A 21,413-nucleotide genomic window follows, 5' to 3' on the forward strand; every position below is an offset into this window, starting at 1 on the left:
GGCAGGCCAGGGCGAAGCTGAAACGCTTTTTCAGCAAATTTGTAACCGGCTGAAATGCTTGGTTTTTTCGGGGCGCAAACGGCAAGCCAGCCTCCATGGGGACGCACATTTTGGGGGCGTCGGCTTGTCGCCGATGGGCCGCACAGCAGCCCTGATAGTCGTTAAAGGCTACGCGCGGCAAACGTATCGCACTGGTTGACATCCCCACTGCTAAAGCCGGCCTTGAACCAACGGACGCGTTGCTGCGAGGTGCCGTGGGTGAACGAGTCGGGCACCACCCGACCCTGGCCCTGCTGTTGCAGACGGTCGTCGCCAATGGCATTGGCGGCATTCAGCGCCTCTTCCACATCCCCCGGCTCCAGCCAGTTCAGACGCTTCTGTGCCTGGTAGGCCCAGACCCCGGCCAGGCAATCGGCCTGCAGTTCCTGGCGTACCAGCAGCCCGTTGTCCCCCTCCATGCGTTGCCCACTACGACGCGCGGCGTCGACCTTGGCCGAGACGCCGAGCAAGGTCTGCACATGGTGGCCGATCTCGTGGGCGATCACGTAGGCCTGGGCGAAGTCGCCAGCGGCCTTGAAGCGGGTTTCCATTTCGCGGAAGAAGGTCATGTCCAGGTATACGCGTTGGTCGCCCGGGCAATAGAACGGCCCGACCGCCGAGGAGGCGAAGCCGCAGGCGGAGTTGACCTGGCCGCTGAACAACACCAGCTTGGGATCGCGGTACTGCTTGCCGGCTTGGGCGAACAGGGCCTTCCAGGTGTCCTCGGTGTCGCCGAGGATCGAGGCGACGAACTCGGCCTGTTCGTCGTTGGCCGGCGGTGCCTTGCTGCCGACATTGGCCGGGACGGTCTGTTGCTGCTCCATCTGCCCGGCGAGCTGGCCGAGGATCTGCAATGGGTCCTGCCCGGTCAACCAGCCAATACCGACGATCAGCAGGATGGCGCCCAGGCCCAGGCCCTTGCCACCTCCGAAGCGCATGCCGCCGCCACCGCCTCCTTCGCCGCGGGCATCGACCACATTGTCGCTGCGTCGGCCTTTTCGCCATTCCATCGGGTGTTCTCCGCTATGTGAAACATGAGGTCAAAGATTAGTTCAGGGCCGCCGCCTGCGTCAGCCCGGATTCTATGCATAACCAAATGGTTATGGCTGTGACCGTGAAATTCAATATTCATCCCGATGTGGCTGCCAGAAACTGCGAGTCCGTCTGCCACGCCCAGGCGCCTTCATAATTCCAAAAAGAGGAAACCGGCATGCCCGCCCAGGACACCCGCCGCTTCGTGATCCGTGATCGTAACTGGCATCCGAAGGCTTTGACCCCCGACTACAAGACTTCTGTGGCGCGCTCGCCGCGCCAGGCGCTGGTCAGCATCCCGCAGTCGATCAGCGAAACCACCGGCCCCGACTTTTCCCATCTGCGTTTTGGCGAGCATGACCACGACTTGCTGCTGAACTTCGATCACGGCGGCCTGCCGATCGGTGAGCGGATCATCGTTGCCGGGCGGGTGCTCGACCAGTACGGTACACCGCTGCCACACACCCTGGTGGAGATGTGGCAGGCCAACGCCGGTGGCCGCTACCGGCACAAGAACGACCGTTACCTGGCGCCGCTGGATCCGAATTTCGGTGGGGTAGGCCGCTGCCTGACCGACCGCGACGGCTACTACAGCTTTCGCACCATCAAGCCCGGCCCGTATCCCTGGCGCAACGGCCCTAACGACTGGCGTCCGGCGCATATCCACGTCTCCATCAGCGGCCCATCGATCGCGACCAAACTGATCACCCAGTTGTACTTCGAGGGTGACCCGCTGATCGCCATGTGCCCGATCGTCAAGTCGATCGCCAACCCCGATGCGGTCGAGCGGCTGATCGCCAGGCTCGACATGAGCCACGCCAACCCAATGGATTGCCTGGCCTACCGCTTCGACATCGTGCTGCGTGGCCAGCGCCAGACCCACTTCGAAAACCGCTGAGGAGTAACGCCATGCCTATCGAATTGCTGCCGGAAACCCCTTCTCAGACCGCAGGCCCCTATGTGCACATTGGCCTGGCCCTGGAGGTCGCAGGCAACCCAACCCGCGAGCAGGAAGTCTGGAACCGCCTGGCCACGGCTGCGGCGCCGGGCGAGCACATTCTGCTGCTCGGCCAGGTATACGACGGCAACGGCCACCTGGTACGCGACTCGTTTCTCGAGGTGTGGCAGGCCGATGCCAACGGCCAGTACCAGGACGACTACCGCCAGGAAAACGCCTTCAACAGCTTTGGTCGCACCGCGACCACCTTCGAGGCTGGTGAATGGACACTGCACACGGTCAAGCCGGGCGTGGTGAACAATGCCGCTGGCGTGCCGATGGCGCCGCACGTCAACATCAGCCTGTTTGCTCGGGGGATCAATATTCACTTGCACACCCGGCTGTATTTCGATGATGAGGCCCACGCCAATGCCAAGTGTCCGGTGCTCAACCTGATCGAGCAGCCGCAACGGCGCGAGACCCTGATCGCCAGGCGCTGCGAGGTGGAGGGGAAGACGGCGTATCGTTTCGATATTCGAATTCAGGGGGAAGGAGAGACGGTGTTCTTCGACTTTTGACGGCGTTATCAGGCTTGGGCCTCACGGGGTACTCAGCCGCTGCGCGATGGCAGCGCCTGGTACCGCGGTTGTTCATGGCTTGGCCGATGACGTGGACGGCGGCGCAAGCAGGTCAAACCCATCGCTTTGAAATTGGAACAGCACGCAGTCGACGGGCCCCTTGCAGCCGCTTTCATGTACGAGTTTGGCCGGCAGCAAGTAATAATCGCCAGGCCCATACTCGTCCCTTCTGCCATTGATCACTGTGTAGAAGGTGCCCTGGTGCACGAACGTCGGCAGCGCATCACTGTGGATATGCCGTCCGTTATCGGTACCTGCCTTGAAGCGCACAAGGGCGACGTAGCATCCGGCGCCCCTGGGCCTCCACGGGGTGTTGGCATTCCCTGTGATCTTGGCGCCCAGATCGCCGTTGAGATTTTTATAGGTGACCCTGTACGTTCTAGTGTCCGGGTCCCAGGATGCAGGCACATTGCGCCAGCCAATACCTGAGAGGCCGTTTGTTTGCCTGATCAGCGGCAGGGCAGACAAGACACAAGTATCAGCCGAGGCCGTCTGGGTGCTCACGCTGGCCATTGACGCGCTGGTGCCTGGCTGCGTGGAATTCATGCAGGCCGCCAGGTTCGTGAAGACGCTGAGCGCCAGGAGAACGGTTGAGGTACGCATGGCCTGACTCCTTCGTTCATCGGGGGGCAGGTACCTGATCGCCTACAGGCAACAAGGCCGCCGAGGCGTGTTCATCCTGGTCCAGGAAAGCCTGCATCCTGCAAGGCACGGCGCCCCGTAAAGCACAGGGCAGCGCGCTGGCTTGCGAGAGGAAGATTAAAGGCTGTACGGGGCATGGTCACCTGGTAGAAATGACAGGGTGGGTTACACCCTGTCTGGCCACTGCTTTTTTTACGATTTGACTGGTACCAGGTCGAATTTGTCCGCCTGGTATTGGAACAGCAGGCAATCTTCGGCGGCCGTGCAGCCGCTTTCATGGACCAGCTTGCTGGGCAGCTTGTAGTAGGCACCTGCCGGGAACTCGGTGCGCTGACCGTCGATCACCGCGTAGAAGGTACCCTTGATCACGAAGGTGGGCAGGGTCTCGGTATGCTGGTGCAGGCCGTTGTCGGTGCCCTTCTTGAATTTCACGTAGGCCGAGTAGGGCCCCTTGCCGAACAGATCGCCTTCGACATTGGCATAGCTGACCGCTCCCTGGGTACCACTGACTTCCTGCCATTTAAGGGTATTGCTGTCCGGTACGGAGATTAGCGATTCGGCATGGGCCTGGGCGGTGAGGGCAAGGGTGCCCAGGGTGAGGCCGGCAACGAGGGTTTGCAGTGCTTTCATGTGATGGCTCCTTCGCCAATGAAATCGTGGAGCGAAGGTTAAGCAAATATTTTGTGCACAGATACGTCACTTATTTGCCAAGATTTGTGCATAAATTGCACGGTTATTTATGTCCAGCGTGGCGTTGCATAGTACGTTTGCACGTAGTCGAGCAACGCACGCACTTTCGGTGGCAGGTAGCGACTTTGCGGATAGACGACGTGCAGGCTGCGCGCAGGCAATTGCCAGTCGCCAAGGACCTGCACCAGCCGGCCATCCTGCAGGGCGTCGTGGATGATGAAGCGATCGAAGCTGGCGATGCCAACGCCGCCGATGGCCGCTGCGCGCAAGGCCATCGGCGAGTTGGCGCTCAGGCGTTGGGGCATGCGCACGTCCTGCCAGGCCGTGGCGCGGGTCAGGCGCAGCCGCTGCGGATGTTGCAGGCGGTTGTAGCCCAGTAGCGGGTGCTCGGCCAGCGCGTCGGGGGTGGTGGGGGTGCCGTGGCGAGCCAGATACGCAGGGGCCGCCACCAGCAGCACCTCGCTGGCTGCCAGGCGGCGGGCCACCAGGCTCGAGTCGGGCAGGTGGTCGGTGACCCGCAGGCAGACGTCGACTTCCTCCTCGAGCAGGTCGACGAAGCGATCGGTACAGTTGAGCTCGACCTGCACCTGCGGATAGTGCTCGATGAAGTCCGGCAGCCAATGGCCCAGCTCGAGCTCGCCGAACGCGGTGGCCACGCTCAGGCGCAAGGTGCCGGTGGGCTGCTGGTGGTGCGCGCGGAGCTCCTGGTTCATCGCCTGGACTTGCTCGAGAATCTGTACGCAGTGGCGATAGAACAGCGTGCCCGCCTCGGTCAATTGCAGGCGGCGCGTAGTGCGATTGAGCAATTGGCTGCCGAGGTGGCGTTCGAGGTTCTTGACCTGGCGCGACAGCACGGTATGAGACATGCCGACTTGCTCGGCGGCGGCGCTGAAACTGCCGAGGTCGACGACCCGGCGAAAGGTCTGCATGGCGCTCAACTGGTCCATTGGAGCCTCACTCCTTGCGGCAAGCGGCGAGGCCTTGCGGCCCCGCCGGGTCGCGGTCAGCGCCGAACCAGCAGCACCCCGCTTTCCATGTGGTGGGTATAGGGGAACTGGTCGAACAGGGCGCAACGTTCGATGCGGTGGGTATCCTGCAACTGGGCGATGTTCTGCGCCAGGGTTTCGGGGTTGCACGAAATGTACAGGATGCGCTCGAAACGCCGGGTCAGCTCGCAGGTGTCCGGGTCCATGCCGGCGCGGGGCGGGTCGACGAACACGGTGCCGAAGTCATAGGCCTTGAGGTCGATACCCTCCAGGCGGCGGAACGGGCGGACCTCGTTCAGCGCCTGGGTCAGCTCTTCGGCCGACAGGCGCACCAGGCGCACGTTGTCGACGCCGTTCTCGTCCAGGTTGTGCAGCGCGGCATTGACCGAGGTCTTGCTGATCTCGGTCGCCAGTACCTGGCGGGCGCGGGTGGCCAGCGGCAGGGTGAAGTTGCCGTTGCCGCAGTACAGCTCCAGCAGGTCGTCGTCACGCGCGTCCATGGCCTCGAAGGCCCAGCCGAGCATCTTCTGGTTTACCGCGCCGTTGGGCTGGGTGAAGGCGCCCTCGGGCTGGCGGTAGCTGAAGGTGCGCCCGGCGATCGCCAGCTTTTCGACTGCGTAGTCACGCCCGATCACCACGCGCTTGCCTTTGGAACGGCCGATCACGCTGACGTTCAGGTCGCCGGCCAGTTGCCGCGCGGCGGCCTCCCAGGCATCGTCCAGCGGGCGGTGATAGCACAGGGTGATCATCGCATCGCCCGCCAGGGTGGTGAGGAACTCCACCTGGAACAGGCGGTTGTTCAGGTCCTCGTTACCCTGCCAGGCAGCCTTCAGGCGCGGCATCAGTTCGTTGATGCGCTCGCTGGCGATGGGGAAATCATCGATCAGGATCGCCTTGTGCTTCTCGCCCGGGGCGAACATCGCGTAGTGGCGCTGGCCGTCCTCGCGCCACAGGCGGAACTCGGCGCGCAGGCGGTAGTGCGCGCGCGGCGAGTCGAATACCGCCGGCTCCGGGGCGCCGAATGGCGCCAGCAGCTCGCGCAAGCGGGCGACCTTGGCCGCCAGCTGGGCACCGTATTGCGTGGGGTCGAAGACGGCACTCATGCGGGGAACCAGCCCAACTTGATGACGAACAGGATGGACAGGATCACCAAGGCCGGGTTCAGGTCGCGATGACGACCGGAGATCAGCTTGATGGCGGTCCAGGCGATGAAGCCGAAGGCGATGCCGTTGGCGATCGAGTAGGTCAGCGGCATGGCCAGGGCGGTCACCACCACCGGCGCGGCCTCGGTGACGTCGTCCCAGTTGATCTCGGCCAGGCCCGAGGCCATCAGCACGGCGACGAACAGCAGCGCCGGGGCGGTGGCGAAGGCTGGCACGCTACCGGCCAGCGGGGCGAAGAACAGCGCCAGCAGGAACAGCGCGGCGACCACGATGGCGGTCAGGCCGGTGCGGCCACCGGCGCTGACGCCGGCTGCCGATTCGATGTAGCTGGTGGTGGTCGAGGTGCCCAGCAGGGAGCCGGCCATGGCGGCGGTGCTGTCGGCGATCAGGGCACGGCCCATCTTCGGCATGTGGCCGTCCTTGCCCATCAGGCCGGCCCTCTTGGCCACGCCGATCAGGGTGCCGGAGTTGTCGAACAGATCGACGAACAGGAAGGCAAAGATCACGCTGATCAAGCCAACGTCCAGGGCACCGGCGATGTCCAACTGGAGGAAGGTCGGGGCCAGTGAAGGCGGCATCGAGACCACGCCGCCGAACGGCGTGACGCCCATCGCGATCGATGCCAGGGTAACGGCCAGGATGCCGATCAGCACGGCGCCGCGGACCTTCATCGACTCGAGGGCGACGATCAGGAAGAAGCCCAGGGTGGCGAGGATCGGCGCCGGCTGGCTGAGGTCGCCCAAGCCCACCAAGGTGGCCGGGTTATCGACGACGATGCCCGCGTTGTGCAGGGCGATCAGCGCCAGGAACAGGCCGATACCGGCAGCGATGGCCGAGCGCAGCGGCAGTGGGATGCTGTTCACGATCCACTCGCGGATACGGAAGATCGACAGCAGGAAGAACAGCACCGCGGAGAGGAACACCGCGCCCAGCGCCACCTGCCAGGTGTGGCCCATGTGCAGGACCACGGTATAGGTGAAGAACGCGTTCAGGCCCATGCCCGGCGCCAGGGCGATCGGGTAGTTGGCGATGATGCCCATGGTCACCGAGCCGATGGCCGCGGCCAGGCAGGTGGCGACGAAGATCGCGCCCTTGTCCATGCCGGTCTCGCCGAGGATGCTCGGGTTGACGAACAGGATGTAGGCCATGGCCAGGAAGGTGGTGACGCCCGCGAGAATCTCGGTGCGCACGTTGGTGTTGTGTGCTTTTAGTTGAAACAGCCTTTCCAGCATGCCTGCTCCCAGGGCGCCCTCGCGCCGTGAATGTATCGACCCCATCAGCAAAGCACAGACCGTACCGGGGGCCGTGGTTTTGTGTGGGGCGGAAAAAAGCCGCGCATCATACCAGCATGCATGGCAGGGGCCTATGGCCATTGGGGCAGTCGGTCGAGTCAGGTGCAATGGCCTGGTTCGCCGGCAAGCCGACTCCTACGGGGCCTTGTAGGAGCCGGCTTGCCGGCGAAAGGGCGTCAGCCGTTGTGCATACGGTCCCGGTGAGTCAGCGTCGGGAACAGCTTCATCCATACCCCGGTGACTACCAGTGTACCGACCCCGCCGAGCACCACCGCTGGCACTGTGCCAAACCAGTGGGCGGTGACCCCGGACTCGAATTCGCCGAGCTGGTTCGAGGCGCCGATGAACAGCCCGTTCACCGCGCTTACCCGGCCGCGCATTTCGTCGGGGGTCTCCAACTGCACGAAGGCACCACGAATGACCATGCTGATCATGTCCGCCGCGCCCAGCACAACCAGCACCGCCAGGGAGAACCAGAACGAGGTCGACAGGCCGAAGGCGATGGTCGCCACGCCGAACACCCCCACCGAAGTGAACATGATCAGCCCGACCTTGCGTTCCACTGGGAAGCGCGCCAGCCACAGCGACATCAGCAAGGCGCCCACGGCCGGTGCCGAACGCAACAATCCCAGGCCCCAGGCGCCGGTGAGCAGGATGTCCTTGGCGAACACTGGCAGCAGCGCGGTGGCGCCGCCCAGCAGCACGGCGAACAGGTCCAGGGAGATGGCGCCGAAGATGTCCGGGCGGCTGCGGATGAAGCGGATGCCGGCCAGCAGCGACTCGAGATTGGCGCGGCCGCGTTGCGCCAGTTGCTGGCGGGCGTCGAGGCTCAGGGTCAGCAGGCAGGCGATGCCGTACAGCGCCACGGTCGGCCCGTACACCCAGGTGCTGCCGAAGGCGTAGAGAAAGCCGCCGATGGCCGGGGCGACGATGGTCGCCGCCTGCGATGCCGAAGCGGATGCCGCCACTGCCCGTGGGAACAGGCCTGCGGGTACCACGTTGGGCAGCAGCGCCTGGGTGGCCGGCATCTCGAACGATCGGGCGCTGCCGAGCAAGAAGGCCAGCACGAAGATCAGTTCGCGGGTGACATGGCCGCTGGCGCTGCCCAGGGCCAACGCCAGGGCAATCAACGCCTGCAGGGTCTGGCACAGGGCGGCGACCTTGCGCCGGTCGTAGCGGTCGGCGACATGCCCGGTATGCAGCATGAACAACACCCGGGGGGTAAATTCGACCAGGCCCACCAGGCCCAGGTCGAGCACGTTGCCGGTGAGCTGGTAGAGGTGCCAGCCGATGGCCACGGTGAGCATCTGGAAGCCGCTGGCGGTGAACACCCGGGCCATCCAGAACGCGACGAACGGGCGGTGATGACGCAGTAATTGCGGGGCTGAATCGGACATCGGTGGCCTGCAACCTCGGAACTAGAGGGGGCAGCAGCTTAACATCTGTTTGTAACATTTGGTTGCTGAAAGCGCGGTGGGACAGCCTGCGAGCCCCGGGTAAAGAGGGTGAGGCAACAGGTCACGCGGCAATCAACCACACATCCGAATGGGTCATTCGGGACTATGCTTCCAAACAGTCGTTGATCTGGGTCAATCCTTCCAGATGCAACGATTGGCCTTTGGGCCGGAATCCCTGCGATCGAACAGAACAATTCCAACGCGGCGCACTCGATACCCGTGGGGGCAGTGGGCGGCAAGGCCATGAGCCCGGTCGCCGGATTACCTGAAGAGGAAGCATCATGTTCGGATTGGAAGCCCTAGAGCTCGCCCGAATCCAGTTTGCCTTTACCGTGTCCTTTCATATCCTGTTCCCGGCCATCACCATTGGCCTGGCGAGCTACCTGGCGGTCCTCGAAGGCCTTTGGCTGAAGACCGGCGACAACACCTACCGTGACCTCTACCACTTCTGGTCGAAGATCTTCGCCGTCAACTTCGGCATGGGCGTGGTCTCAGGCCTGGTGATGGCCTACCAGTTCGGTACCAACTGGAGCCAGTTCTCCGACTTTGCCGGTTCTATCACCGGCCCGCTGCTGACCTACGAGGTGCTCACGGCGTTCTTCCTCGAAGCCGGTTTCCTCGGCGTGATGCTGTTCGGCTGGCACCGGGTCGGGCGTGGCCTGCACTTCTTCGCCACCTGCATGGTGGCGCTTGGCACACTGGTGTCGACCTTCTGGATCCTCGCTTCCAACAGCTGGATGCAGACCCCCCAGGGCTACGAGATCGTCAACGGCCAGGTCATCCCGGTGGATTGGCTGGCCGTGATCTTCAACCCATCGTTCCCCTACCGCCTGATGCACATGGCCACCGCGGCGTTTGTCGCCACCGCGTTCTTCGTCGGCGCCTCGGCGGCCTGGCACCTGCTACGCGGACGCGACAACCCGGCAGTGCGCAAGATGCTGTCGATGGCCATGTGGATGGCCCTGGTAGTGGCGCCGATCCAGGCTGTGATCGGTGACTTCCATGGCCTCAATACCCTGAAGCACCAGCCGGTGAAGATCGCCGCCATCGAGGGCCACTGGGAGAACAAACCCGGTGAGCCGACCCCGCTGATCCTGTTCGGCATCCCCGACATGCAAGCCGAGACCACCCGCTTCAAGGTCGAAATCCCGGCCCTGGGCAGCCTGATCCTCACCCACAGCCTGGATAAACAGGTTCCGGCGATGAAGGAGTTCCCGGCAGAAGACCGGCCTAACTCGACCATCGTGTTCTGGTCGTTCCGGGTGATGGTCGGTCTGGGCATGCTGATGATCTTCGTCGGCCTGTGGAGCCTGTGGCTGCGCAAGCGTGGCACGCTGTACAGCTCGCGGCCTTTCCTTTACCTGACCCTGTGGATGGGCCCCTCGGGGCTGATCGCCATTCTCGCAGGCTGGTTCACCACCGAGGTCGGGCGTCAGCCGTGGGTGGTCTACGGGCTGATGCGTACTGCCGATGGCGTGTCCAACCACAGCTATGCGCAACTCGGCTTCACCCTTGTGATGTTCGTGGTGGTCTATTTTGCGCTGTTCGGTACCGGCATCGGCTACATGATGCGCCTGGTGCGCAAAGGGCCGAAAACCGGTGAGGGCGATGAACACAACCCCGGTGGCCCAGGCCAGCAACGCACGCCGGCGCGGCCATTGTCCGCAGCCGATGACGGCCATGAGGCCGACTCCGCCAGCCTGAACAAGGGGAACTGAGATGGGTATCGATCTTCCGCTGATCTGGGCCGTGATCATCATCTTCGGCGTCATGATGTACGTGGTGATGGACGGCTTCGACCTGGGTATCGGCATGCTCTTCCCCTTCGTCAAGGACGAGCGTGACCGTGATGTGATGATGAACACCGTCGCCCCGGTATGGGACGGCAACGAAACCTGGCTGGTGCTGGGCGGCGCGGCGTTGTTCGGCGCCTTCCCGCTGGCCTACTCGGTGGTGCTCGAGGCGCTGTACCTGCCGTTGATCCTGATGCTGGTGGGGCTGATCTTCCGTGGCGTGGCCTTCGAGTTCCGCTTCAAGGCGCGGGCGCACAAGCGCCATATCTGGGACAAGGCATTCATCTGGGGCTCGCTGGTGGCGACCTTCTTCCAGGGCGTGGCGCTGGGGGCGTTCATCGAGGGCTTCAAGGTGGTGGACCGCAAGTACGCCGGCGGCACCCTCGACTGGCTGACGCCATTCACAGTGTTCTCCGGCTTGGGCCTGATCGTCGCCTACACCTTGTTGGGCTGCACCTGGCTGATCATGAAAACCGAGGGGCCGCTGCAGCAGAAGATGCATGACGTGGCGCGGCCATTGGCACTGGTGCTGCTGGTGGTGATCGGTATCGTCAGCCTGTGGACGCCGCTGGCCTATCCGCAGATCGCCGAGCGCTGGTTCAGCATGCCCAACCTGGTGTGGTTCATGCCGGTGCCGATCCTGGTGCTGGTGACCTTCTACGGCCTGCTTCGGGCGGTGCAACGCAATGCCCACTACACACCGTTCCTGCTGACCCTGGTGTTGATCTTCCTTGGCTACAGCGGGTTGGGCATCAGCTTGTGGCCGAATATCATCCCGCCGTCGATCAGCATCTGGGATGCTGCGGCGCCGCCGCAGAGCCAGGGCTTCATGCTGGTGGGCACGCTGTTCATCCTGCCGTTCATCCTGGGCTACACCTTCTGGAGCTACTACGTGTTCCGCGGCAAGGTGACCCACGAAGACGGCTACCACTAGGAGCGCCAAGCGATGACTGTGGAACAGAAGAAACCGTTGTGGCAGCGCCTGGGCTGGCTGGTGCTGATCTGGGGGCTGAGCGTCGTGGCGCTGGGCATCGTCGCCTACGGGATGCGCATGTTCATGAGTGCTGCAGGGTTGAGCACCCATTAAGTTGGCAGGGGCCGCAAAGCGGCCCCGTTCATTTGCGCGCTTTCAGCACCACGAACTTCGGCGTCGCCGCCACCTGCTCGACGCCCCTGAACAACCGCGCCAGCTTGCTGTGGTAGCCCAGGTGCCGGTTGCCGACTATATACAGCGCGCCACCCACCTCCAGCGCCTCGCGGGCCTGCTGGAACATGCGCCAGGCAAGGAAGTCGCCGACTACTTGCTGCTGGTGGAACGGTGGATTGCACAGCACCACGTCCAGCGATTGCCTTGCCTGCCCGGCCAGGCCATCGGCGGCGCGGATCTCGACTGCACGCGCGCCCAGCGCCACCTGCCAGTTTTCCCGGGCCGACTGCGCCGCCATGTACGACTCGTCCACCAGCGTGTAGTGGGCATCCGGGTTGGCCAAGGCGCTGGCGATCGCCAGCACGCCATTGCCGCAGCCCAGGTCGGCCACCCGGGCTTGACCGAGGTCGCGTGGCAGGTGCGGGAGGAAGGCGCGGGTACCGATGTCCAGACCTTCGCGGCAGAACACGTTGGCGTGGTTGATCAGCTCGAGGGCAGGGGTATCCAGGCGGTAACGACTTGGATAGGGGGAGTGGGCCAGTGGACGTTCGGCGACGGTTGCGGTGAGCAGCCGGGCTTTCTTCTGTGCCAGCGAGGCTTGCACCGGGCCGATGTACTTTTCCATCAGCTCGCCCGCGGCGCGGGGCAGGTGCTTGATCATGGCCCCGGCGATCACCTGGGCGCCGGGCGCCAGGTGGCCTTGCAGACGGATCAGTTGCTCCTCGAGCAAGGCCAGGGTCTTGGGCACGCGCACCAGCACGCGGTCGAAAGGGCCGTGCCAGGCATCGCTGGCCGGCACGAACGGCACTGCATCGTATGCTTGGCCGTTGCCTGCCAGGTTCTTTTCCAGGGCCATGCGCGCCAGGTGCGAATCACCGCTGCTGGTCACCTTCATTTGCCCGGCCAGGCTGGCGGCCAGGGCGCCGAAACTGTCGTTGAGCACCAGCACCCGGCAGTTGGCGCCAGGCTGCTGGGCCGCGAGGTGTTCCAGCAGGTACTGGTCGGCGGCATCGAACGCCAACAGGGGGTCGTGGGCCTGCTCCGGTTGGCGGATCAGGTCGAGGTCGGCGAAGGGGCTGTTGAACAAGGGCATGACGTGGGGCTCGGCTGCGAATCTCCCCGGCACGGTGCGCGACGGGTTCGAGGGGAGAGGATTCTACAGGCCTTTGCCGGGGGGAGGGGAACGCTCCAGCAGATCGTGGTCGCGCAGGCGATTGGCCGCGGCCATGCTGGTTTTGGCACCGGTCTTCTTGCGCACGTTACCCATATGGAAGTTAACCGTGCTGACCGACATCGACAGGGCTTTGGCCACCCGCTTGGCGCTCGAAAGCTCGTCATAGGTCCTGATCACCTCAAGCTCACGTGCGCTCAGGGTGGGTGCCGGCGCGGGAGAGCAGATATGGGGCAGGTGGTAGTTGTAAAGCGCGGCATGGAGTCTGTTGCCAAGCAGTAACACCCGAGCCTCATGCTCATAGAGCTCTTCGGTGCTGATAGGGCCATGGCTGCGGAATACGTTCACAACGGTCGAGTTCTGCCGGGCATCAAATATCGATTGACTCCAACCATAGGAGAAGGAAATACCAAACTCGGCCGCTGTCTCGCACAGGGGCATGGCTTCATCGAACAGACGGCTGTGCCAGACAAGTGGAAGCTCTTCATGACAATGACTATCATGGTAATGGCTTTTTGATATTGATGGATCGAAGTCAAAGAGTTTGTCAGCTATGTATCGCTGGTCCCAGGCAAGTGCAAAACTGCTGTGATGATAAAAGTGCACTTTGTGGCCCGCTGCGCGCACGCGCAGTGTGACGCTTAGGCAATCCAGGCCTGCCGGTGCTATCAGCGATTGAGCGTGGCTGATCAGGGCGCGAGGGCCGCCCTGCTTCAGAACTAGATCGAAGTGCTCAGGCGTCCATTCTGGCATCGACATCGGTAACGCTCCACGTGGATCCATTGTTCAGCAATACGGGTCGAGTGTAGGAAAACTTCCCGTCCTGTGCTGGTTTTTTTTGTTATAGGTGCCGCGTTTTCATCGTGTCTTCATGTCAGCTTTTACGGATGCCCTACAATCCGACGGTGTTTATCCTTGACGCTTTGCGCGACACTGGGCGCATCTGATTCCTGGAGCCCGTCATGACCGCAAGCGCCGACAAGTTCACCCGCCAGACCCTGCTCGACGTGCAGCCGTTGACCCCCAACCTGTTTTCCTTGCGCGTAACGCGCGACCCGGGCTTTCGCTTTCGTGCGGGGCAGTTCGCCCGGTTGGGCGTGACCAAGGCCGATGGCAGCGTGGTCTGGCGGGCGTACTCCATGGTTAGCGCCCCCCATGACGAATACCTCGATTTTTTCTCCATCGTCGTGCCGGGCGGCGAGTTCACCAGTGAGTTGAGCCGTTTAGGCGAGGGGGACACCCTGTTGATCGATCGACAGGCCTTCGGTTACCTGACCCTGGACCGCTTCGTCGGCGGACGCGACCTGTGGTTACTGGCCACCGGCACTGGCATCGCGCCCTTTATGTCGATCCTCCAGGACTTCGAGGCCTGGGAGCGGTTCGACAACATCAAGCTGGTGTACTCGGTGCGCGAGGCGCAGGAACTGGCGTATGTCGACGAAATCTCCGGGCTGGAGCAGCGCGAGTACCTGGCCGAGTTCGCCGGCAAGCTGCAGTTCATACCGGTGGTCACTCGCGAGCGGCATCCGGGGGCGTTGAATGCGCGCATCACCACGCTGATCGAGAACGGCGAGCTGGAACAGGCGGCGGGGTTGGCGCTGTCGCCGGAGCATTCGCGGATCATGCTCTGTGGTAACCCCGAGATGATCGACGAGACACGCAAAGTGCTCAAGGCACGCGATCTACAGTTGAGCCTGAGCAAGCGGCCGGGGCAAGTGGCGGTGGAGAACTACTGGTAAACCACCGGCGCCTGCACAAGCTTCATGCCTTGCTGCTGACCACCATCTTGCGCGCATGGGCCAGGGACTCCTTGGTCAGGTCGATTCCGCCCAGCATCCGCGCGACTTCCTCCACGCGCTCGCGCTTGCCCAGGCTGGCGACAGCGGTATGGGTGGTGTCGCTGTTGCGCACCTTGTGCACGAACAGGTGGTGGTGCCCTTGCGCCGCCACTTGCGGCAGGTGGGTCACGGTCAGCACCTGGCCGCGTTCGCCGAGGCGGCGCAGCAGTTGCCCGACGATCTCGGCCGTAGGGCCGCCAATGCCCACGTCCACTTCGTCGAACACCAGGGTGGGGATGCGTGAGGTCTGGGCGGTGATCACCTGGATCGCCAAGCTGATGCGGGACAGCTCGCCCCCCGAGGCGACCTTGGCCAGCCCCTTGAGCGGCTGGCCGGGGTTGGCGCTGACCAGCAGCTCGATTTGCTCCAGGCCGTGAGGTGAAAGGTCGCCATTGTCGAAGGGCGTGAGTTCGATGCAGAAGCGCCCGCCGGGCATGCCCAGGCGCTGAATCTCCTGCTCCACCGCCGTGGCCAGTTGCTTGGCCGCCTGCTGGCGCAGGGCGCTGAGTTCGCTGGCCTTGTCTTTATAGTGCTGGGCGAAGGCCGCCAGCTCCTCGCCCAGTCGCTCGAGCGACTCGTCGCTGGCGTTAAGGCTTTCCAGTTCCTCCATCAGGCGCTGTTGCAGGTGCGGCAGTTCGGTTGGGTGCACGCGGTGCTTGCGGGCGAGGGTGTAGATGGTGTCGAGGCGTTCCTCGAGGTCCTGCAGGCGCATGGGGTCGGCATCGAAGTGGTCGAGGAAGCGGTTGAGCTCGCCCACGGCCTCTTCCACCTGAATCTGCGCGCTGGCGATCAGGCTGACTGCTTCGCCGAGGGCCTTGGGCGCGTTGGCTACGGCCGTGAGGCGGTTGAGGCTGACGGTCAGGGCGCTGAGCACATTGCCAGAGTCACTTTCGCTGCATTGGTCGATCACCTGGCGGCAGATGCCGAACAGGGCTTCGGCATTGGTCAGGTTCTTGTGCTCTTGCTCGAGTTGCTCGAGTTCGTGCTCGCCAAGGCCGAGATTGTCCAGCTCCTCCAACTGGTAGCTGAGCAACTGGTGGCGTGCGCGCTGCTCGTCTCCGGAGTTGCGCAGGTGCTCCAGCTCCTGGTGTGTCTGGTTCCAGCGCTTGGCGGCCAGTTGCACCTGGCGGGCCAGGTCGATGGCGCCAGCGTATTCGTCCACCAGGCGGCGGTGGGTGTCGGTTTTCAGCAGCGACTGGTGTTCATGCTGGCTGTGAATGTCGATCAGCAGTTCGCCCAGCGCCTTGAGATCGCCAAGCGGGCAGGGCGTGCCGTTGATGTAGCCGCGGCTGCGGCCTTCGGCGGTGATCACCCGGCGCAGGATGCACGGGCCGTCGCTTTCCAGGTCGCGCTCGGCGAGCCAGGCATGGGCCTCGGGGATGTCGACCAGGTCGAAGGTGGCGAGGATATCGGCCTTGTCGGTGCCTGGGCGCACCACGCCGCTGTCGGCGCGGTCGCCCAGGGCCAGGCCCAGGGCGTCGAGCATGATCGATTTGCCAGCCCCGGTCTCGCCAGTGATGACGGACATGCCGCGGGCGATCTCGAGGTCGAGGTGTTCGACGATGGCGTAGTTATGGATGGACAGGTGCACCAGCATGGGGCGGCTCCCGAAGGGTCTTGTCTGGATATTTATACAGTGCTTTTTGCTGGTCTGCCAATAGCAGCCTGATGAATGTGGAAAAGCACATTGCCCCTTGAAGCCGGTTTTTCCGGCCCCATATAGCTGGCAAGACAAGGCGAGCATGGCTCGCACAACAGAAATTGCGAAGGAGAAACCCGATGGCTGACGAACAGCTGGATGAGAAGAACCTGAATTCCGAAGAAGCCGGTGCAGCAACCACTGACGCGCGCGTTCTGGAGCTCGAGGAGCAGCTGGCCGCCGCCAAGGATCAATCCCTGCGCGTTGCCGCCGATCTGCAGAACGTGCGCCGCCGTGCCGAGCAGGATGTCGAGAAGGCGCACAAGTTCGCCCTGGAGAAGTTCTCTTCCGACCTGCTGCCGGTGATCGACAGCCTGGAGCTGGCTTTGGCGCACTCCAGCGCCGAAGACGAGAACGTCAAGAAGATCCGCGAGGGCGTCGAGCTGACCCTGAAGATGTTCCAGGACACCCTCAAGCGCTACAACCTCGAAGCCGTCGATCCGCTCGGCCAGCCGTTCAACGCCGAGCACCACCAGGCGATGGCCATGCAGGAAAGCGACAGTGCCGAGCCGAACAGCGTGCTGAACGTGTTCCAGAAAGGCTACCTGCTCAACGGCCGCCTGCTGCGCCCCGCCATGGTGGTGGTCAGCAAGGCCCCGAGCGCGCCGCAGCCTTCGATCAACGAAAAGGCTTGAAATCCGTCGGGACACCCCCATCTAGGTGTCAAGCCTTCAAGTATTACTGCAGTTGGCCAAAGTAGTCGCTGCCACCAAATTCAAGTTTCGGGAGAATCATCATGGGTAAAATCATCGGTATCGACCTGGGGACCACCAACTCCTGCGTCTCCGTGCTGGAAAACGGCACTGCCAAAGTCATCGAGAACGCCGAAGGCGCGCGTACCACGCCTTCTATCATTGCCTACGCCAACGACGGCGAAATCCTGGTCGGCCAGTCGGCCAAGCGCCAGGCGGTCACCAACCCGCACAACACCCTGTTCGCGGTGAAGCGCCTGATCGGCCGTCGCTTCGAAGAAGATGTCGTGCAGAAAGACATCAAGCTGGTGCCTTACAAGATCGTCAAGGCCAGCAATGGTGACGCCTGGGTCGAGGCCTCCGGCAAGGAAATGGCCCCGCCGCAGATCAGCGCCGAAGTCCTGAAGAAAATGAAGAAGACCGCCGAAGACTACCTCGGCGAGCCAGTCACCGAAGCGGTCATCACCGTGCCGGCCTACTTCAACGACAGCCAGCGCCAGGCGACCAAGGACGCCGGCCGCATCGCTGGCCTGGACGTGAAGCGCATCATCAACGAACCGACCGCCGCCGCGCTGGCCTACGGCATGGACAAGGCCAAGGGCGACCACACCGTCATCGTCTATGACCTGGGTGGCGGTACCTTCGACGTGTCGGTCATCGAAATCGCCGAAGTCGACGGTGAGCACCAGTTCGAAGTACTGGCCACCAACGGTGACACCTTCCTGGGTGGCGAAGACTTCGACATGCGCCTGATCGACTACCTCGTCGACGAGTTCAAGAAAGAGTCCGGCATGGACCTGAAGAACGATCCCCTGGCCCTGCAGCGCCTGAAGGAAGCCGCTGAAAAGGCCAAGATCGAGCTGTCTTCCGCTCAGTCGACCGACGTCAACCTGCCGTACATCACAGCAGATGCAACCGGTCCGAAGCACCTGAACGTGAAGATCTCCCGCGCCAAGCTGGAGTCGCTGGTCGAAGACCTGGTCAACCGTACCATCGAGCCTTGCCGCATCGCCCTGAAGGACGCCGGCATCGATGCCAGCAAGATCGACGACGTGATCCTGGTCGGTGGCCAGACCCGTATGCCGATGGTGCAGAAAGCCGTTGCCGACTTCTTCGGTAAAGAAGCGCGCAAGGACGTCAACCCGGACGAAGCCGTCGCCATGGGTGCTGCCATCCAGGGCGCCGTACTGGCCGGTGACGTGAAAGACGTCCTGCTGCTGGACGTCAGCCCGCTGACCCTGGGTATCGAAACCATGGGCGGCGTGATGACCGCGCTGATCGAGAAGAACACCACCATCCCGACCAAGAAGTCGCAGGTGTTCTCGACCGCCGATGACAACCAGGGCGCCGTGACCATCCACGTGCTGCAGGGCGAGCGCAAGCAAGCTTCGCAGAACAAGTCGCTGGGCAAGTTCGACCTGGCCGATATTCCGCCGGCTCCACGTGGCGTGCCGCAGATCGAAGTGACCTTCGACATCGACGCCAACGGCATCCTGCACGTCGGTGCGAAGGACAAGGCCACCGGCAAGGCGCAGTCGATCGTGATCAAGGCCAACTCCGGCCTGTCCGACGAAGAAATCGAGAAAATGGTGCGTGACGCCGAGGCCAATGCCGAGGAAGACCGCAAGTTCGAAGAGCTGGCCGCCGCCCGTAACCAAGGTGATGCGCTGGTCCACTCGACCCGCAAGATGGTCGCTGAAGCGGGTGACAAGGTCACCGCCGAAGAGAAGACTGCCATCGAGGCCGCCGTGGTTGCCCTGGAAGCCGCCGTCAAGGGCGATGACAAGGCTGCCATCGACGCCAAGGTCGAGGAGCTGTCCAAGGTTTCGGCCCCTGTTGCCCAGAAGATGTACGCCGAGCAGCAAGCCGAGCAACCGCAGGGCGGCGCTCAGCAGCAGGCCGAGCCGGAAGCCAAGCACGATGACGTGGTTGACGCCGAGTTCGAGGAAGTGAAAGACAACAACAAGCAGTAATCCCTGCATGTTGTCGGCCAGTTCATCGCCGTTTGCCGGTGAACTGGTAGGATGTCGCCGCGCGGGGGCTTGCTCCCGCGTTGGCGTGTCTGGAACACGAGAATTATTTACAGCATCTGTCTGGGCGCATTCGCGTATGGCGGCAGGTGCTGACGGCATGGCGCATGAAGCGCAGAGGTATGCCGACCGCCCCCAAAGAGTGCAAATGACCTATGGCAAAGCGTGATTTTTATGAGGTCCTGGGTGTCGAACGCGGCGCCACCGAAGGTGATCTCAAGAAGGCCTACCGCCGACTGGCGATGAAGTACCACCCGGACCGCAATCCGGGCGACAAAGAGTCCGAAGACCTGTTCAAGGAGGCCAACGAGGCCTACGAAGTGCTGTCGGATGCCAGCAAGCGCGCGGCCTACGACCAGTATGGCCATGCCGGCGTCGACCCAAGCATGGGTGGTGGCGGTGCTGGTTTTGGCGGCGCCAACTTCTCCGACATCTTCGGCGATGTCTTCAGTGACTTCTTCGGCGGCAGTCGTGGTGGTGGTCGTGGCGGTGCCCAGCGCGGCAGCGACCTGCGTTACACCCTTGAGCTCAACCTCGAAGAGGCGGTGCGCGGTACCACGGTCAATATCCGTGTGCCCACGCTGGTCAATTGCAAGCCGTGCGATGGCTCCGGCGCCAAGAAGGGCTCGACCCCCTCGACCTGCCCGACCTGTGGCGGTATCGGCCAGGTGCGCATGCAGCAAGGCTTCTTCGCCGTGCAGCAGACCTGCCCGCGCTGCCACGGCCAGGGCAAGATCATCACCGACCCGTGCACCTCGTGCCACGGCGAGGGTCGCGTCGAAGAGTACAAGACTCTGTCGGTCAAGGTCCCGGCCGGGGTCGACACCGGCGATCGCATTCGCCTGTCCGGCGAAGGCGAGGCAGGTACCCATGGTGGCCCGACCGGCGACCTGTACGTAGTGGTCAACGTGCGCGAGCACCCGATCTTCCAGCGTGACGGCAAGCACCTGTACTGCGAAGTGCCGATCAGCTACACCGACGCGGCCCTGGGCGGCGAGCTGGAAGTGCCGACCCTCGATGGTCGGGTGAAGCTGAAGATTCCCGAAGGTACCCAGACCGGCAAGCAGTTCCGCCTGCGCGGCAAGGGCGTGGCACCGGTGCGCGGTGGTGCGGCAGGCGACTTGCTGTGCCGCGTGGCGGTGGAAACCCCGGTCAACCTCAGTCGTCGCCAGCGTGAGCTGCTCGAAGAGCTGCGCGATTCGCTCGAGGGCGACAGCTCTCACTCGCCCAAGGCCAGTGGCTGGTTCGAAGGCGTGAAGCGCTTCTTCGGCGATCTCTGAGAAGGAACAGGCTATGCGACGTATTGCAGTGATGGGCGCCGCCGGGCGCATGGGCAAGGTGCTGATCGAGGCGGTGCAGCAGCAGGCGCCCAAGGCTGGCCTGACCGCGGCGATCCATCGCCCGGACAGCACCCTGGTCGGTGCCGATGCCGGTGAGCTGGCGGGCCTGGGCCGCATTGGCGTGACGATTTGCGACGACCTGGCCAAGGTCGTCGACGAGTTCGATGTGCTGATCGACTTCACCCATCCGTCGGTGACTCTGAAGAACCTGGCGCTTTGCCGCAAGGCGGGTAAGGCCATGGTCATCGGCACCACCGGCTTCTCTGTGGAGGAGAAGGCGCTGCTGGTCGAGGCTGGCAAGGACATTCCGATCGTCTTCGCCGCCAACTTCAGCGTTGGCGTCAATCTCAGTCTCAAGCTGCTGGACATGGCGGCGCGCGTGCTGGGTGACGATGTCGATATCGAGATCATCGAGGCCCACCATCGACACAAGGTCGATGCGCCGTCGGGTACCGCGCTGCGCATGGGGGAAGTGGTTGCCAATGCGCTGGGGCGTGACCTGCAGGAAGTGGCGGTGTATGGCCGTGAAGGCCAGACGGGTGCCCGTGACCGCAAGACCATCGGCTTCGCCACCGTGCGTGCCGGTGATGTGGTCGGTGATCACACTGTGCTGTTCGCTGCCGATGGCGAGCGTCTGGAGATCACCCACAAGGCCTCGAGCCGCATGACCTTCGCCAAGGGTGCGGTGCGCGCGGCGCTGTGGCTGGATGGGCGTGAGCCTGCGCTGTATGACATGCAGGATGTGCTCGAGCTGCATTGATGCGGCCCCTGTAGGAGCGGCCTTGTGTCGCGAAAGGGTCGCGCAGCGGCCCCTGGATCTCTGAGTT

20 protein-coding genes are annotated in these 21,413 nt (G+C 63.4%); 10 read left to right on the forward strand and 10 right to left on the reverse strand.

Annotated features, from left to right (window positions below; genetic code table 11):
* Positions 1-161: 161 nt before the first annotated feature.
* On the reverse strand, positions 162-1,049 hold the full coding sequence (ypfJ, locus tag ACODS5_RS12865; protein WP_489108859.1) for a KPN_02809 family neutral zinc metallopeptidase: 888 nt from the start codon (positions 1,047-1,049) through the stop codon (positions 162-164).
* A 200-nt stretch (positions 1,050-1,249) separates the two neighbouring features.
* Between ypfJ and pcaH the strand changes: the two genes are divergently transcribed.
* Together pcaH and pcaG are read left to right on the forward strand one after the other, a co-directional pair.
* Positions 1,250-1,969, forward strand: a complete 720-nt coding sequence (pcaH, locus tag ACODS5_RS12870) for a protocatechuate 3,4-dioxygenase subunit beta (protein ID WP_134691602.1) — start codon at positions 1,250-1,252, stop codon at positions 1,967-1,969.
* 11 nt (positions 1,970-1,980) lie between these two features.
* Positions 1,981-2,586 (forward strand): protocatechuate 3,4-dioxygenase subunit alpha, encoded by a 606-nt coding sequence (gene pcaG, locus ACODS5_RS12875; protein ID WP_489108860.1) that lies wholly within the window; start codon positions 1,981-1,983, stop codon positions 2,584-2,586.
* Between the two features lie 72 nt (positions 2,587-2,658).
* Here the strand turns inward: pcaG and ACODS5_RS12880 are convergent, their stop codons facing one another.
* The 6 genes from ACODS5_RS12880 to ACODS5_RS12905 all read right to left on the reverse strand — a co-directional run bounded on the left by ACODS5_RS12880 (position 2,659) and on the right by ACODS5_RS12905 (position 8,816).
* The gene (locus tag ACODS5_RS12880) at positions 2,659-3,249 is read right to left on the reverse strand and encodes a cupin domain-containing protein (RefSeq protein ID WP_489108861.1); all 591 of its coding nucleotides are present in this window, start codon (positions 3,247-3,249) and stop codon (positions 2,659-2,661) included.
* A 231-nt stretch (positions 3,250-3,480) separates the two neighbouring features.
* Positions 3,481-3,918 (reverse strand): cupin domain-containing protein, encoded by a 438-nt coding sequence (locus tag ACODS5_RS12885; protein ID WP_489108862.1) that lies wholly within the window; start codon positions 3,916-3,918, stop codon positions 3,481-3,483.
* A 107-nt stretch (positions 3,919-4,025) separates the two neighbouring features.
* Positions 4,026-4,925, reverse strand: a complete 900-nt coding sequence (locus ACODS5_RS12890; protein WP_489108863.1) for a LysR family transcriptional regulator — start codon at positions 4,923-4,925, stop codon at positions 4,026-4,028.
* A 56-nt stretch (positions 4,926-4,981) separates the two neighbouring features.
* Positions 4,982-6,067, reverse strand: a complete 1,086-nt coding sequence (gene trmA / locus ACODS5_RS12895) for a tRNA (uridine(54)-C5)-methyltransferase TrmA (protein ID WP_489108864.1) — start codon at positions 6,065-6,067, stop codon at positions 4,982-4,984.
* Positions 6,064-7,359: an NCS2 family permease gene (locus ACODS5_RS12900; protein ID WP_134691597.1), complete on the reverse strand. Its 1,296-nt coding sequence runs from the start codon at positions 7,357-7,359 to the stop codon at positions 6,064-6,066. Before ACODS5_RS12900 ends, trmA begins: the two co-directional genes overlap by 4 nt.
* A gap of 236 nt (positions 7,360-7,595) precedes the next feature.
* Positions 7,596-8,816: an MFS transporter gene (locus ACODS5_RS12905; protein ID WP_134691596.1), complete on the reverse strand. Its 1,221-nt coding sequence runs from the start codon at positions 8,814-8,816 to the stop codon at positions 7,596-7,598.
* A gap of 341 nt (positions 8,817-9,157) precedes the next feature.
* Here ACODS5_RS12905 and ACODS5_RS12910 point away from each other — a divergent pair, with 341 nt between their 5' ends.
* From ACODS5_RS12910 to ACODS5_RS12920, 3 genes are read left to right on the forward strand one after another with little or no spacing between them, the layout of a single operon-like run.
* Positions 9,158-10,594 carry a cytochrome ubiquinol oxidase subunit I gene (locus tag ACODS5_RS12910; protein WP_134691595.1) on the forward strand — a complete coding sequence of 479 codons (1,437 nt, stop codon included), beginning with the start codon at positions 9,158-9,160 and terminating at the stop codon, positions 10,592-10,594.
* A 1-nt stretch (position 10,595) separates the two neighbouring features.
* Positions 10,596-11,603, forward strand: coding sequence for a cytochrome d ubiquinol oxidase subunit II (cydB, locus tag ACODS5_RS12915; RefSeq protein ID WP_134691594.1), 1,008 nt, complete (start codon positions 10,596-10,598; stop codon positions 11,601-11,603).
* Between the two features lie 12 nt (positions 11,604-11,615).
* Complete coding sequence (locus tag ACODS5_RS12920) at positions 11,616-11,756, forward strand: DUF2474 domain-containing protein (protein WP_134691593.1); 141 nt, start codon at positions 11,616-11,618, stop codon at positions 11,754-11,756.
* A gap of 28 nt (positions 11,757-11,784) precedes the next feature.
* Here ACODS5_RS12920 and ACODS5_RS12925 read toward each other — a convergent pair whose 3' ends face one another.
* Positions 11,785-12,909, reverse strand: a complete 1,125-nt coding sequence (locus ACODS5_RS12925; RefSeq protein WP_134691592.1) for a methyltransferase — start codon at positions 12,907-12,909, stop codon at positions 11,785-11,787.
* A gap of 63 nt (positions 12,910-12,972) precedes the next feature.
* A complete protein-coding gene (locus ACODS5_RS12930) occupies positions 12,973-13,746 on the reverse strand; it encodes an autoinducer binding domain-containing protein (protein WP_489108865.1) in 774 nt (257 codons plus the stop codon).
* A 203-nt stretch (positions 13,747-13,949) separates the two neighbouring features.
* On the opposite strand from ACODS5_RS12930, the gene ACODS5_RS12935 reads away from it, so the two are divergent.
* Positions 13,950-14,726 carry a ferredoxin--NADP reductase gene (locus ACODS5_RS12935; protein ID WP_489108866.1) on the forward strand — a complete coding sequence of 259 codons (777 nt, stop codon included), beginning with the start codon at positions 13,950-13,952 and terminating at the stop codon, positions 14,724-14,726.
* Between the two features lie 22 nt (positions 14,727-14,748).
* Here ACODS5_RS12935 and recN read toward each other — a convergent pair whose 3' ends face one another.
* On the reverse strand, positions 14,749-16,422 hold the full coding sequence (recN, locus tag ACODS5_RS12940; protein ID WP_134691589.1) for a DNA repair protein RecN: 1,674 nt from the start codon (positions 16,420-16,422) through the stop codon (positions 14,749-14,751).
* Positions 16,423-16,586: 164 nt separating this feature from the next.
* Between recN and grpE the strand changes: the two genes are divergently transcribed.
* The 4 genes from grpE to dapB all read left to right on the forward strand — a co-directional run bounded on the left by grpE (position 16,587) and on the right by dapB (position 21,346).
* On the forward strand, positions 16,587-17,159 hold the full coding sequence (gene grpE / locus ACODS5_RS12945; RefSeq protein ID WP_256660263.1) for a nucleotide exchange factor GrpE: 573 nt from the start codon (positions 16,587-16,589) through the stop codon (positions 17,157-17,159).
* A gap of 101 nt (positions 17,160-17,260) precedes the next feature.
* On the forward strand, positions 17,261-19,189 hold the full coding sequence (gene dnaK / locus ACODS5_RS12950) for a molecular chaperone DnaK (RefSeq protein WP_134691587.1): 1,929 nt from the start codon (positions 17,261-17,263) through the stop codon (positions 19,187-19,189).
* A gap of 212 nt (positions 19,190-19,401) precedes the next feature.
* Positions 19,402-20,526 (forward strand): molecular chaperone DnaJ, encoded by a 1,125-nt coding sequence (dnaJ, locus tag ACODS5_RS12955; RefSeq protein WP_134691586.1) that lies wholly within the window; start codon positions 19,402-19,404, stop codon positions 20,524-20,526.
* A 13-nt stretch (positions 20,527-20,539) separates the two neighbouring features.
* Positions 20,540-21,346 (forward strand): 4-hydroxy-tetrahydrodipicolinate reductase, encoded by an 807-nt coding sequence (gene dapB, locus ACODS5_RS12960; RefSeq protein WP_134691585.1) that lies wholly within the window; start codon positions 20,540-20,542, stop codon positions 21,344-21,346.
* Positions 21,347-21,413 lie beyond the last annotated feature (67 nt).

Source organism: Pseudomonas sp. FG47 (assembly GCF_057809115.1).